Origin of the sequence: Kitasatospora sp. MBT66 (assembly GCF_000710405.2) — a bacterium.
Classification (GTDB): Bacteria; Actinomycetota; Actinomycetes; order Streptomycetales; family Streptomycetaceae; genus Kitasatospora; species Kitasatospora purpeofusca.
The window spans coordinates 229,216-241,684 of the sequence record NZ_JAIY01000016.1 but is presented as its reverse complement, the minus strand read 5'-3'; the positions used below and the strand labels follow the sequence as shown (position 1 = coordinate 241,684).

The 12,469-nt window shown below is 73.7% G+C and carries 13 protein-coding genes and 1 pseudogene; 10 read left to right on the top strand and 4 right to left on the bottom strand.

The window, feature by feature from the left end:
* Window positions 1-527: 527 nt before the first annotated feature.
* The 5 genes from BI06_RS37010 (at window position 528) to BI06_RS36990 (ending at window position 4,968) form a co-directional block, all read left to right on the top strand.
* On the top strand, window positions 528-1,349 hold the full coding sequence (locus BI06_RS37010; protein ID WP_043475676.1) for an SDR family NAD(P)-dependent oxidoreductase: 822 nt from the start codon (window positions 528-530) through the stop codon (window positions 1,347-1,349).
* 352 nt (window positions 1,350-1,701) lie between these two features.
* On the top strand, window positions 1,702-1,887 hold the full coding sequence (locus BI06_RS37005; RefSeq protein WP_149030600.1) for a hypothetical protein: 186 nt from the start codon (window positions 1,702-1,704) through the stop codon (window positions 1,885-1,887).
* Between the two features lie 484 nt (window positions 1,888-2,371).
* Window positions 2,372-2,575, top strand: a complete 204-nt coding sequence (locus tag BI06_RS37000) for a cold-shock protein (protein ID WP_030918248.1) — start codon at window positions 2,372-2,374, stop codon at window positions 2,573-2,575.
* A 367-nt stretch (window positions 2,576-2,942) separates the two neighbouring features.
* Window positions 2,943-4,496 (top strand): DEAD/DEAH box helicase, encoded by a 1,554-nt coding sequence (locus tag BI06_RS36995; protein ID WP_043475665.1) that lies wholly within the window; start codon window positions 2,943-2,945, stop codon window positions 4,494-4,496.
* A gap of 91 nt (window positions 4,497-4,587) precedes the next feature.
* On the top strand, window positions 4,588-4,968 hold the full coding sequence (locus BI06_RS36990; RefSeq protein WP_030398655.1) for a CBS domain-containing protein: 381 nt from the start codon (window positions 4,588-4,590) through the stop codon (window positions 4,966-4,968).
* Window positions 4,969-5,025: 57 nt separating this feature from the next.
* On the opposite strand, the gene BI06_RS36985 is transcribed toward BI06_RS36990, so the two are convergent.
* Window positions 5,026-5,325, bottom strand: coding sequence for a hypothetical protein (locus tag BI06_RS36985; RefSeq protein WP_043476290.1), 300 nt, complete (start codon window positions 5,323-5,325; stop codon window positions 5,026-5,028).
* 171 nt (window positions 5,326-5,496) lie between these two features.
* On the opposite strand from BI06_RS36985, the gene BI06_RS36980 reads away from it, so the two are divergent.
* The 4 genes from BI06_RS36980 (at window position 5,497) to BI06_RS36965 (ending at window position 9,011) form a co-directional block, all read left to right on the top strand.
* Window positions 5,497-6,081, top strand: coding sequence for a TetR/AcrR family transcriptional regulator (locus tag BI06_RS36980; RefSeq protein WP_043475662.1), 585 nt, complete (start codon window positions 5,497-5,499; stop codon window positions 6,079-6,081).
* Window positions 6,082-6,165: 84 nt separating this feature from the next.
* Window positions 6,166-7,200: a zinc-binding dehydrogenase gene (locus BI06_RS36975; RefSeq protein WP_051742715.1), complete on the top strand. Its 1,035-nt coding sequence runs from the start codon at window positions 6,166-6,168 to the stop codon at window positions 7,198-7,200.
* A gap of 171 nt (window positions 7,201-7,371) precedes the next feature.
* On the top strand, window positions 7,372-8,178 hold the full coding sequence (locus BI06_RS36970; protein ID WP_030398651.1) for a ferritin-like domain-containing protein: 807 nt from the start codon (window positions 7,372-7,374) through the stop codon (window positions 8,176-8,178).
* A complete protein-coding gene (locus BI06_RS36965; RefSeq protein ID WP_233290443.1) occupies window positions 8,175-9,011 on the top strand; it encodes a ferritin-like domain-containing protein in 837 nt (278 codons plus the stop codon). The genes BI06_RS36970 and BI06_RS36965 overlap by 4 nt, the downstream gene beginning before the upstream one ends.
* A gap of 78 nt (window positions 9,012-9,089) precedes the next feature.
* On the opposite strand, the gene BI06_RS36960 is transcribed toward BI06_RS36965, so the two are convergent.
* The 3 genes from BI06_RS36960 to BI06_RS47250 form a co-directional block, all read right to left on the bottom strand.
* A complete protein-coding gene (locus tag BI06_RS36960) occupies window positions 9,090-9,743 on the bottom strand; it encodes a carbonic anhydrase (RefSeq protein ID WP_030398649.1) in 654 nt (217 codons plus the stop codon).
* Window positions 9,744-9,847: 104 nt separating this feature from the next.
* The gene (locus tag BI06_RS36955) at window positions 9,848-10,591 is read right to left on the bottom strand and encodes an anti-sigma factor domain-containing protein (protein ID WP_030398648.1); all 744 of its coding nucleotides are present in this window, start codon (window positions 10,589-10,591) and stop codon (window positions 9,848-9,850) included.
* Window positions 10,588-11,172, bottom strand: coding sequence for a sigma-70 family RNA polymerase sigma factor (locus BI06_RS47250; protein ID WP_233290442.1), 585 nt, complete (start codon window positions 11,170-11,172; stop codon window positions 10,588-10,590). Before BI06_RS47250 ends, BI06_RS36955 begins: the two co-directional genes overlap by 4 nt.
* Window positions 11,173-11,752: 580 nt before the next feature.
* Between BI06_RS47250 and BI06_RS54215 the strand changes: the two are divergent.
* Window positions 11,753-12,469: pseudogene (locus tag BI06_RS54215) on the top strand (hypothetical protein); the annotation flags it as partial.

The following is a 12,469-nucleotide window of genomic DNA, read 5'->3' as shown; positions in this document are numbered from 1 at the left end:
GGAGGCGTCGTCGGTGCCGTCGCCCGTGATCCGGCCGACCGGCGGCCCGGTCTCCACCGGCAGCCGCCCGCCGGAGCGCACCACTCCGACGCGGCCACCTGACGCTCCGTCGGTCCGTGCGTGCCCGGCTGAGGTTCCGGCTGCGGGTCCGGCATGGATCCGACCGGCTGTCAAAGACCCGTCAGGGAGCCGTCAGGGCCGCGTCAGAGCGGCTGGCGGGGCTTGCCGGGGAGCAACGGGGTCGCGTTGGATGGTGGACATGAACCGCTCGACACGCCACCACGACCGCCCGCCGCATCCGCGGTCGCGCGTCGTCGCTGTCGCGGTCGCCACCGTCCGGTAGGTTCCTGCCTCCCCGCTCGGCCACCGGCGTGTGCCGCTCAAGGACGTCCGCCTCCCCGCCGCCGTGCGCGGGGAGGCGGACGTGTTCTCCCACCGTTCCACCTTCTCCGCACCGCCGGCCCCCGGGGGCGTGACCCGTCACGCCGACCGGCACCCCGGCGGTGCCCGCCACCCTTGGATGGGTCATGTCCGACACTGTTCTGTCCGCTCGTACCGTTCTCGTCACCGGCGCCTCCTCCGGCATCGGCTGGGAGAGCGCCCGCCTGCTGGCGGGCCTCGGCGCCACCGTGCTGGTCCACGCCCGTACCACCGCCGAGGCCGAGGACGCCGTGGAGCGGCTGGTCGCCGCCGGCGCCCGACGGGACCGACTCGTGGAGCTGGCAGCCGACTTCACCCGCCTCTCGGAGGTCGCCGTGCTCGCCGGCACGGTGGTGAAGCACTACCCGGCACTGGACCTGCTGGTCAACAACGCCGCCGCGATGGCCCCCGAGCGCTGCACCCTCACCGACGACGGCAACGAGGTCTCGCTCCAGGTCAACTTCCTCGCCGCGCACCTGCTCGCCGAACTCCTGCGCGCCCCGCTCTCCGCCGCCGGGGACGCCCGGATCGTCAACGTCTCCTCCTCCCTCCACCGCACCGCCTCGATGAACTGGACCGACCCGCACCGGGTGAAGCGGTACTCCCGGGTCGCCGCCTACGCGCAGTCCCAGCTCGCCCTGACCATGGCCACCGCCGACATGGCCCCGGCCGGCTCCGGCATCACCGCCGTCAGCCTCAATCCGGGGCTGTGCGACACCGCGCTGCTCCCGCTGTACGGGCGGGTCGGCGCACCGGCGGCCGAGGGCGCGGCGGCCGTGGTCCGGCTCTGCCTGCCCTCCACCGAGCTGGTCAACGGCGAGTACTACGACGGCGGCGAGCTCGCCCCGACGGCGGCCGTCGTGCAGGAGGAGCGCTCGCAGAAGCGCCTCGCCAAGCTCGCCGACCAACTGGTCGCCAAGGCCGCCTGAACCGTCCGCTCCAGGACGCCACCGGCACCCCGCCGGGACCGCGGCCGCGGCGCCAAGAACGCGTCAAGATCGCGGGGCGGGCCGTCAAGAGGACGTCAGAACCGGCCGGGAGCACATCCGCCGGCCGTAGCGTCAGCAACGAGGAAACGGTCCGCCGCCGGAGTCCACGACTCCGGCGGCGAACCGTGCCGAATCCCAGCCCCGGCGGTTCCTCCGGGGCCGTTCGGCGGCCAGTGAAAACAGGGGAGGGGGGCGCGCGGCGATGCCAACGGCCACGTCGGGCGGATCGGTTGTGGTGGAAACGGGTTCGCCGGGGGTGGCGGGCCCGGAACCGTCCGGTCCGGCACCCGCGGTGCGCGCCCCCCGTCACTGGAGACCGCACGGCCAGGCGGTCGACCAGGACGCGATGGACCGTGCGGTGGCGGCCACCGACGGCGACCTGGATGCCACCGCGGCGGCCGTCGGCAGTGCGCTCCTGGCGGCCGCGCTCGCCCTCGCCGTGCTCGGAGTCCGGCGCAGGCTGCGGGAGTTCGCCTGACGGGCGTGCGCTCTTCCGCCCCGCTCTCCGCCCCCGGGCCGCCGTTCCCGTCGCGGACCTCGACCGGTGGACGGTTCCGGTGGAAAACAATGCCGTCCGCCGTACGACCCGGTGCCGGGCAGCACAGGGTCGTACTGTCCGAATTTCAGACCGGGGCTTCGGAAAATGTGCCGCGGGCGGGTCGCGATTTCACTGGCGGAACCACCGCTCCCACCCCCTGGTCCGGCCGCCCACCAGGTGTGCCGACGGCTCCCCGGGCGGGGGTGCCGCCGAACCCGCGGCGAAATATCCGTCCGCGACGGGCCCGGGCCTGCTACAGTCGTCTTAGTTGCAGTAGTGGTTCCCATGAACTTTGTGTGCGCCTGCTGATGATCGGCAGGCGCATTTTTGTTTCCCGGCTCTTCCCCGGGTGGGTGCTCATCGCGGTGACTCGGAGCGCGCACTGTGCACGTTCCGGAAAGTCCCCTTTGAAGGAGATTTCTTTATGGCTAATGGCACTGTGAAGTGGTTCAACGCGGAAAAGGGCTTCGGCTTCATCGAGCAGGAGGGTGGCGGCCCGGACGTCTTCGCCCACTACTCGAACATCAACGCCAACGGCTTCCGCGAGCTGCTCGAGGGCCAGAAGGTCGAGTTCGACGTCACGCAGGGCCAGAAGGGCCCGCAGGCCGAGAACATTCGTCCGCTGTAGTTTTTCTGCCACGGCACCCGCCTGGTAGCGAGGGGCCCGAACCGCGTACATCATGTCCGGTCCGGGCTCCTCGGCATTGCGCCACGACGCGCATCACGGGCCGTTCCGGCCCCTGGCTCCGCCACCGGCTGCCATCCCCACGCGAGACGCACAGCGCCGCGTCCGGATCGGCGCCCCGCCGTGACAGCTCACGGTTCGAGGTTCCGCGCCCCGCCTCCGGCGGCGGGCGCCGACTGCAGGTGACGTGCCGCACGGTTTCACCGTCCACGCTCCGCTCTCCACACTTTCGGCCCGTTCCTCGCGGCCTCCTGCCTGCGCTCTGCGCTGCGGAGCCCCCTTGCGACGCGCCGTCCAAGGAAGGTTTCGCATGAACCGTTCCACTCGTTCCCCGTACCGCAACACCGACTCCCGTTCCGGGGGCGCCCGTCGCTCCTCGGGCGGCTCCTCCGGCGGCTCCTACGGATCCCGCTCCGGCGGCGGTTCCTTCTACGGCGACCGGCCCTCCGGTGGCCGCTCCCGCCAGGGCTCCTCCCTGCAGGGGGAGTTCGCGATGCCGGTGAGCACCACGCCGTCGCTGCCGGCCGTCGAGGCGTTCGACGAGCTGGAGATGCCGAAGGCACTGCTCGCGGTGCTGACCCGCCAGGGCGTGACCGCCCCGTTCCCGATCCAGGCCGCCACGCTGCCGAACTCGCTGGCCGGCCGGGACGTCCTCGGCCGGGGCCGTACCGGCTCCGGCAAGACCATCGCGTTCGGCCTCGCGCTGCTGGCCAGGACCGCCGGGCAGAAGGCCGAACCGCGCCGCCCGCTGGCGCTGGTGCTGGTGCCCACCCGGGAGCTGGCGCAGCAGGTGACCGAGGCGCTGACGCCGTTCGCCCACGCGCTGCGGTTGCGGATGGCCACGGTCGTCGGCGGGATGTCGATCGGCCGGCAGGCGCAGACGCTGAACCGGGGTGCGGAGGTCGTGGTGGCCACTCCCGGCCGGCTCAAGGACCTGATCCGGCGCGGCGACTGCCAGTTGGACGGGGTCGGCATCACGGTGCTCGACGAGGCCGACCAGATGGCCGACATGGGCTTCCTGCCGCAGGTCACCGAGCTGCTGGAGCAGGTGGCCGAGGGCTGTCAGACGATGCTGTTCTCGGCGACCCTGGACCGCAACGTGGACCGGCTGGTGCGGCGGTTCCTGAAGGACCCGGTGACGCACTCGGTGGACCCGTCGGCGGGTGCGGTCAGCACGATGGAGCACCATGTGCTGCAGGTGCAGAACTTCGACAAGAACGCCACGATCGCGCACATCGCCTCCCGCGACGGCGGGGTGATCATGTTCATCGACACCAAGGACGGCGCCGACCGCCTGGTGGACGACCTGCTCGCCAACGGCGTGAAGGCCGCCGCCCTGCACGGCGGCAAGTCCCAGCCGCAGCGCAACCGGACCCTGGAGCAGTTCCGCAACGGCCAGGTCACCGCGCTCATTGCGACCAACGTCGCCGCCCGCGGCATCCACGTCGACGGGCTCGACCTGGTCGTCAACCTGGACCCGCCGAGCGACCACAAGGACTACCTGCACCGCGGCGGCCGCACCGCCCGGGCCGGGCAGTCCGGCACCGTCGTCACCCTGGTCCTGCCCAGCCAGCGCCGCGGCATGGCCCGGATGATGGCCACCGCCGCCATCACCCCGGTCACGACCCGCGTCAGCGCCGGTGACGAGGAGCTGGCCCGGATCACCGGTGCCCGGGTGCCCACCGGCATCCCCACCGTGATCGAGGCCCCCGTCGTCGAACGCCCCCGCCGCGGCACCTCCACGAGCCGCAACCGCCGTAGCCGCCCCGCCCGCCCCGTCGGCGGTGCCGGTAGCGGCGGCGGTACCGGTGCGGGTTCCGCGGGCCGCCGCCGGGCGCCCAGGCGCGCCACCGCGTCCGCGTAGGGACGCAGGCCCGGTACGCCGCTCGCGGTGTCCGTCCCTGCCCCGATCCCTGTGCACCGCCCCGCCGGAACCGACCCCCTGGAGTCCGCCCATGACGCTCACCCTCGAACGCCCCGCGACCACCGCCACGGTCGGCGACCTCATGCGCCGCCCCGAGCTCCAGATCAGCGACGACGTCATGGTCGACGTGGCGATCGACATCCTGAGCAGTTCCGGCGCCGACCACGTCCTGGTCCGCGACGACGACGGCTGCTGCGCGGGGCTGCTGTCCCGCGCGCACCTCGCGCCGTTCGAGGTCCGCTCCCGGATCTCCGAGCGGATCCCGGTCCGCGACATCGCCTTCGACCGCGGCCCGTTCGCCACCGCCGACCAGCCCGCCGCCACGGCGGCGGCCGCCATGCGCGCCCGGGGCCTCGCCGTGTGGCCGGTGGTGGACCACGACGGCCACGCCGTCGGTCTGTTCGACCTCTAGAACACGTCGTTCGGATCGCGTCGGCCCGCCCGGCGCGATCCGAACGACCTGCCGCCGTCAGGCGGCGCCGGTGACGCCCGGGGCGATGAAGCGGCGGTGGAGCGGCAGGAACTCGGTCTCCGGTTCGCCGGTGATGCCGGCCTCCCGGACCGCGGCCGCGAGTCGCTCGGTGAAGAACTGCTCGAAGGCGGCGCGCGAGGTCCACACGTCGACCACGCGCAGCGCGCCGGGCTCGAACCAGGCCACGTGCATCAGGGCGCCCTCCGGAGCGCGCTCCTCCCAGCCCACCGCCACCCGCGTGGCGTCGTACTGCTCGGGCGTGACCCCGGCCCACCGCATCGACAAGACCTCGGCCATCGCGAACACCCGCTCCCGTCGCGTGCGCCGCCGGCGGCCCGGAGGCGCCTCCTCTCCAGGAGACCGCAGAACGTCGCCGACCGCATACTGTCACCCGTTCGGGGCAGGGACACGGGGCTGGGAGCCTGCGGCGGCCTTGTTCTTGAATGGTCGCTCATGTATGTTCCTGCCATGCCCAGACCCCGTGAGTTCGACCCCGACGCCGTGCTCGACCAGGCGATGCGGCGGTTCTGGGAGCGCGGGTACCGGGCCACCTCCATCGAGGACCTGGTGAAGGCCACGGGCGTCAAGCCCGGCAGCATCTACAGCGCGTTCCCGGGGGGCAAGCACGCGCTCTTCGTGAAGTCGCTGGAGCGCTACTCGAAGCTGGTCGTGCCGCAGAAGCTGGGCGAGCTGGACTCGCCCGGCGCGTCGGTGGCGGAGGTCCGCGGCTACTTCGACGGGCTGGTGCGCGACCTGCTCAGCCCCGAAGGGCGCCAGGGCTGCCTCCTGGTCAACACGGCGATCGAGAAGGCCGCCGAGGACGACGAGGCGGCGGCCGTCGTGCGCGGCCACCTGGCGCGCCTGGAGCGGTGCATGACCCACGCCCTGGAGAACGCCGTCCGCCGGGGCGAGGTCCGGGCCTCGCTGGACGCGGGTGGCAGTGCCAAGCTGCTGGTCGCGACCTGCCAGGGGCTCATGGTCGTCGGCAAGGCCGATCCCGACGAGGCGGTCCTGCGGGCGATCGTCGACAACGCCTTCCTCGCACTCGCCTGACGACCCGTCAAAAGGGCTGCCGTACGCGGCGGCCCCTTTTCTCGGCCCAATACTTGAATGACTACTCAAGAACGAGGTTCGGACATGAAGGCCATTGTCATCTCCACCCACGGCGGCCCCGAGGTGCTCACCGTCACCGAACTGCCCGACCCGGTGGCCGCGCCCGGCGAGATCCTCATCAGGGTCAGGGCGTTCGGCCTCAACCACGCCGAGGCGTACATGCGCAGCGGCGCCTGGGGCCAGGTGGCCGCCGTGCCGGGGATCGAGTGCGCCGGCCTGGTCGAGGACGACCCGTCCGGCGAACTCCCGCCCGGCACCAGGGTGGTGGCGATCCTCGGCGGCATGGGGCGGACCCGCAACGGCAGTTACGCGGAGCTGGTCACCGTCCCGGCGACGAATGTCGTGGCCGTGGACACGCGGCTGCCCTGGGCCGATCTGGCCGCGGTGCCCGAGGTGTACGCCACCGCGTACAGCGCCCTGCACGGGAACCTCGCCCTCCGGGCCGGGGAGACCCTGCTGGTCCGGGGCGCGACCTCGGCGCTCGGGCAGGCCGCGGTCAACCTCGGTGTCCAGCACGGGGCGAGGGTGCTCGCCACGACCCGCAACCCGGCGCACGCGCCCCTGCTGGAGGGGCTCGGGGCCACCGGAGTCCTGGTCGACGACGGCCGCCTGGCGGCGGAGGTCGAGCGGCGGGGCCTGGTCGTCGACGCGCTGCTCGACCTGGTGGGCAACACCGTGCTGCGCGACTCGCTCGCCGCGGTCGGGCCGCGCGGTCGGGTCTGCCAGGCCGGCTTCCTCGGCGGATTCGCGCCGGTGGCGGACTTCGACCCGATAGCCGACCTGCCCAGTGGTGTCCGGCTCAGCTTCTTCGGCAGTGCCTTCGTCCTGGGCAGCCGGGCCTTCCCGCTCTCGGAGGTTCCGCTGGACGCGATCTGCGCCCAGGCCGAGGCCGGCGTCCTGAAGGCCCGCCCCGTCCGGGTCTTCGGCTTCGACGAGATCGTCGAGGCCCACCGGGTGATGGAGGCGGGCCGGGCCCTGGGGAAGATGGTCGTCACGCTCGACCGACCCGTCGGCCGACCCGTCGGCGCGCGCGGGGCGGACGGCGTTCGCGGCTCGTAGGGCCGGCGGCACCGGACCGGCCCGGTGACGGGCCCGGCCCCGTCACCGGGCCCGACTCCGTCACCCGTTCGGGTGAATGACGGGGTGGCGGGCAAGCCGGGCCGTCGATGACGCCGAAGGCCTCACGTACGAGCCCGCGAGCGGCGGGCTCCCGGCCGGGACAGGAGCACGATGCCTCCAGAGCACATCGACACCCGGCTGCTGGTGGAACTCACCGAGCAGTCGCAGGACCTGAACAGCGACGCCTCGCGGATCACGCGGAGCGCTCTGGCCGACTTCGGACAGGCGGTCGAGCCGGTCCGGCGCCGGTGGTGGGAGCGCGGCGGGGCGCTCGCCGCGGCGGTCGGGACGGTCGCGCTCCTCGGCGGGCGCCGGGCCTTCGCCGACAGCCCCTCGCCGTCGGGGTCCACGGCCGACGACATCATGGCGCTGCAGACCGCCGCCTCGATCGAGAACCTGGCGGTGAGCGTCTACCGGACCGCCGCCGGCCTGCCGTTCATCAAGGACGGCAACAAGACGGTGGCCGCGTTCATCGCGAAGACCACCCAGCAGCACGAGGCCCACGCCCAGGCGTTCAACGCCGCCGCCACCCAGGCCGGCGGCCAGCCCCAGAACGGCCCGGACCCCAAGTACAAGGCCGTGGTCGACCAGGCGCTGCCGAGCATCAAGGGCCCGGCGGACGTGGTGAAGCTGGCCATCACCCTGGAGGACGTGGCGGCGCAGACCTACACCAAGAACGTGTCCCAGGTGAGCAACGCCGACCTGCGCAGGCTCTTCGCCTCGGTGGCCCCGGTGGAGGCCCAGCACCGTGCCACCCTGCTGGCGGTGCAGGCGCTGCTGGCGGGCAACGCCGCGGACCTGGTCACCATCCCGGTCGACCCGTCCAAGCTGCCCGCGGCGGCCGGCAGCGTCGGCTTCCCCGACGCCTTCTACCACACCGACAACGCTTCCCCGATCAGTGAAGGGGCCGTGAAGTGACGACCACCGAGGGCGGCTGGGCGCTCCCCATCAGTGAGCGCGAACTCGCGGGCCTGACGCGCGAGATGCACGAGGCGCACCAGGAGACGCTGCCGGCCATGCGGGCCGGGGCCCTGGACCTGGCGGAGGAGGTCCGGGCCCGTGCGGCCGGCGGGCCGCGCGACCCGGGCCGGCGCCGGTTCCTGCTCGGCGCCGGTGGCGCGGCCGCCGCGCTGACCCTGGCCGCCTGCTCCAGCAGCGGGTCCGGCGGCTCGCCGGAGCCGGCCCCGGGCTCGCCGTCCGGCTCGGCCTCCGGTTCGCCGTCCGGCTCCGCCTCCGCCTCCGGGCAGTACACCGGTGACCTGAAGGTCGTCGCGCTGGCCACCGCGCTGGAGAACCAGGCCGTGGGCGCCTACCAGGCCGCCCTGGACGCCGCGAAGGCGGGCCGGCTCGGCACCGTCCCCCCGGCGGTCGCGACCTTCATCACCACCGCGATGGGCCAGCACGCCGACCACGCCAAGGCCTGGAACTCCGTCCTGACCGGCGCCGGCAAGCCCGCCATCACGGATGTGCCGCTGTCCAACCAGCCGGCCACCCTCCAGGCCCTGGGCGCGGCCACGGACGTCGCCACCGTCGCGAAGCTCGCGCTGTCGCTGGAGGACCAGGCCGCCCAGACCTATCTGTTCGCGACCTACAACGTGACCAGCCCCGGCGGGATCGCCACCGCCGCCACCATCGCCCCCGTCGAGGCGATGCACGCCGCGATCCTCCACTACGTACTGGGCCAGTACCCCGTCCCCGACGACTTCCTGCCCGTCGACAAGGCGGCCAGTCCCAGCCTGCTCACCGTCTGAGCAGGGTCGTCCGAAGACCGGTGCGGGCCCGGGTGCGGGATGTCGAGTCCCTCGCACCCGGGCCCGCACCTCCGCGTCTCACTCCGGGTCGACGACCGCCGCGCCGGCCGCCACGTCCACCTCGCGGCCCGCGACCAGGCGCGCGGTGCCGTCGGCCAGGCGGTAGGTGAGGCCGACCACGGCGGTGCTGCCCTCGGCGACCGCCTCGGAGAGGCAGCGGGAGCGCTCCAGCAGCAGGTCGACGGTGTGCCGGACGTGCTCGGCGATGAAGTCCGCGTCCTCGGTGTGCCCGGCGGCGTTGGCGGCCAGCACGCTCGGGGTCACCCGTTCGACGACGTCCCGCACGTAGCCGGGCGCCGTGGTGCCGTCCGCGACGGCGGCCCGGGTGGCGGCGACGGCCCCGCAGGAGTCGTGGCCCAGCACCACCACCAGGGGGGCGCCGAGCACACTGACCCCGTACTCGATGCTGCCGAGCACCTCCGGCCCCGTGACATGGCCCGCGGTGCGCACCACGAACATGTCACCGAGCCCCTGGTCGAAGATGATCTCGGCGGCGAGGCGGGAGTCGGAGCAGCCGAACAGCACCGCGAAGGGTGCCTGGGCGGGTGCGGTCTCGGTCCGGCGGGCGGCGTCCTGGTTCGGGTGCTCGGGTATGCCCGTGACGAACCGGTGATTGCCGGCCAGCAGCGTCTCGAGGGCTTCCCGGGGGGTCAGAGCCTGTGTGTCGGTCATGGCCGCAGACTATGACGTCCCCGTTCGCGCGGCGTGGGCGGTACCGCCCACCGGGTCGTGGACGCCCGGCCGCCCGGGTTCCCCCGAGGCGTCGGGCGGGCGGCTCAGGTCAGCGGCAGCAGCATAAGGGGCAGGCCGGTGGGACTGGCCGAGCCGCCGGAGGGCTCCTCCGTCACACCGACCCCGACGGCGCCGCCCACGCGGCCGGTGAGCAGCAGCTGCCCGTCGCCCGCGGGCAGCAGGCCGGCCGGGCGCATCGTGCCGCCGTCGCTGAACCAGAGCTGGTACGTCCGCCCCGGCGGCAGGACGGGCATGCCGGTGACGAGGAACGCCGCCTGCCCCCGACCGGCCGACCAGACCACCGTGCCGACGGCAGCGCCGGAGGCCGCGGTGGAGGTGCGCGCGTCCGGGGCGGTGAGCAGGCCGGTGACGGCCGCCTGCTGCTCGCCCTCGCGGCCCGCCCGGGCCTCGGCCCGCTCGGCCCGGTCGTGCTGCTGGACGGCGAGGGCGCCCAGGGCCGTCGCCAGCGCCAGGCAGGCGGCCACCGCCGTCAGTGGCCATCGCGGCGCCGGTCGTGACGCGCGGCGGGACCGGCCGGCGGGCGCGGTCAGGGGCGGGAGCTGGCGGATCTCCCCGAGGCCGGCCAGTACCCGTGCCTTGAGCGCGGGAGCCGGCTCCACCGACTCGGCCGCCCCGAGCCGGGCCGCGGTCACCTCGAACTCGGCGACCTCCTGCGCACAGGCGGGGCACCGGGCGAGGTGGCGCTCGAACGCGGCCCGCTCCTCCTGGGGCAGGGCGTGCAGGGCGTACGCACCGGAGAGGGTGTGCAGGTCGGGTGCCGCGTTCATGAACCAACCCCCAAGCAGTCGCGCAGGCGGATCAGACCGTCCCGCATCCGGGTCTTGACGGTGCCGAGCGGGGTGCCCAGCACCTCGGCGACCTCGGGGTAGGTGTACCCCCGGTAGTACGCCAGGGTGACCGACTCGCGTTGGAGCCCGGTCAGCGAGTCGAGGCACCGGCGGACCTGCTCGCGCTCCAGCCGGCCCTCGACCTGCTCGGCGACCTCGTCGAACGCGGGCGCGTGCGACCGCGCGGCCACCTTCTGCTCCCGGTCGGCGGCCGCCTGCGCCGTCCGCACCCGGTCCACCGCCCGCCGGTGGGCCATCGTCAGCACCCACGCCATCACCTCACCGCGCTCGGGCTCGTACCGGGCGGCCGTGCGCCACAGCTCGAACATGACCTCCTGGGCGACCTCCTCGGACTGCGCCGGATCCCGCAGCACCCGCCGGACCAGGCCCAGCATCGGTCCGGCCACCGCGTCGTACAGCCGGGAGAACGCCTCCTGGTCGCCGAGCGCCGTCCTGGCGACCAGTTCCTTCAGATCCGGGCCCCGGTACCGAGGACCCGAGAGGTACACGACGGCGTTCACCGGCCCGTCCCCCCGCCGCCGGCGGCACCCGTGGCCGCGATCGACTGCCGTGGCCTGCCGCCGGGTCGGCAGCTGTGCATGAAGACCTCCTGGGTCCGGTGGGAAAGCGCTCGATCGCCATTCGCGGCCGACGGGCCGGCGGATTGGCCCCGGAACCCGGAACCTGCAACCCGGAACCCGGAACGCGGGAGCCGGGACCCGAAAACTCGGACGTCCGAGCAGTCGTCTCGCAGAGTGGCCGGGTACTCGTCCCCGGCCGCGGGCTCGGTTACAGTCCCTGGCATGACCCTGCTCGTGAGCCGCCGCCATGTCGACCATGGTCGTGCCACCACCACGGGTTGTCGCCACGTCGCCTGACGGGCCCGCACTCCGCCGACACCTCGTCCGCCGCACGCCGCACGAGGCCGGCCGCCACGGAACCCGAGCCGATCGGCCCCGTTCCCATCCGTACGCACGCACGCACCCGCACCCCCGCACACATACGTAAGTACGCGTGCGGTGCGCCCGCGTGCCGCGCACGAGCGGGACGGCACGGCCACCGGGTTCCCCTTCCCCCTCGACCCCAGGAACGGGATCCTCCATGCGCCCGCGCACCCAACGCGCCGTCCGTACCGCACTGACCCTCGCCGCCGCGGCGGTTCTCTGCACCCCCGCCACCGCCGCCCGGGCCGCCGACGGCACCTTCGGGCCGCTGCCGCCGCCGAACCCCGCCACCGCCGCGAACGGTACCGCGACGATGCACGGCGACAGCGCGTCCAGCGACACCACGCCCTACCCCGGTCCCGGCAGCGGCGCCGTCAACTGGAGCCGTACGGCGCTCGCTTCGGCCTGCCCGACCGTGGTGATCGGCAGCGACCGCCGCCCGGTGGTCCTCTGCACCACGATCTTCGGGCAGACCCCGACCGTGCACCTGCTCGACCCCGGGACCGGCGCCGACCTCGCCTCGCTGGCGCTGCCCAAGGGCAGTCTGTTCGGCGGGGTCTACGCCTACCTCGACAACACCGACGCCCTGGTGCTCGTGGACGGCGGCAACAACCTGCTGCGAATAGGCCACCACCTCACCGCCGACGGTTGGAAGTTGACGGTCGACCAGTCGACCCCGCTCGGGGCGGCCGTTCCGGCCGGGGACAACATCGTCGGCCTCAGCCCCGGCTGGAACGGCCGGGTGTGGTTCGCCACCGGCGGCGGAACCATCGGCACGGTCGACACCAGCACCGGTGCGGTCCGGACCCTCAACACCGGTGAGGGCGTGCAGAACAGCATCTCCACCGTCCCCGGCCACACCGCCGTCGCCACC

Coding starts and splice junctions, on each gene's coding strand:
- BI06_RS37010 (WP_043475676.1), top strand. CDS start 528: ATGTCCGACACTGTTCTGTCCGCTCGTACCGTTCTCGTCACCGGCGCC.
- BI06_RS37000 (WP_030918248.1), top strand. CDS start 2,372: ATGGCTAATGGCACTGTGAAGTGGTTCAACGCGGAAAAGGGCTTCGGC.
- BI06_RS36995 (WP_043475665.1), top strand. CDS start 2,943: ATGAACCGTTCCACTCGTTCCCCGTACCGCAACACCGACTCCCGTTCC.
- BI06_RS36990 (WP_030398655.1), top strand. CDS start 4,588: ATGACGCTCACCCTCGAACGCCCCGCGACCACCGCCACGGTCGGCGAC.
- BI06_RS36985 (WP_043476290.1), bottom strand. CDS start 5,325: ATGGCCGAGGTCTTGTCGATGCGGTGGGCCGGGGTCACGCCCGAGCAG.
- BI06_RS36980 (WP_043475662.1), top strand. CDS start 5,497: ATGCCCAGACCCCGTGAGTTCGACCCCGACGCCGTGCTCGACCAGGCG.
- BI06_RS36975 (WP_051742715.1), top strand. CDS start 6,166: ATGAAGGCCATTGTCATCTCCACCCACGGCGGCCCCGAGGTGCTCACC.
- BI06_RS36970 (WP_030398651.1), top strand. CDS start 7,372: ATGCCTCCAGAGCACATCGACACCCGGCTGCTGGTGGAACTCACCGAG.
- BI06_RS36960 (WP_030398649.1), bottom strand. CDS start 9,743: ATGACCGACACACAGGCTCTGACCCCCCGGGAAGCCCTCGAGACGCTG.
- BI06_RS36955 (WP_030398648.1), bottom strand. CDS start 10,591: ATGAACGCGGCACCCGACCTGCACACCCTCTCCGGTGCGTACGCCCTG.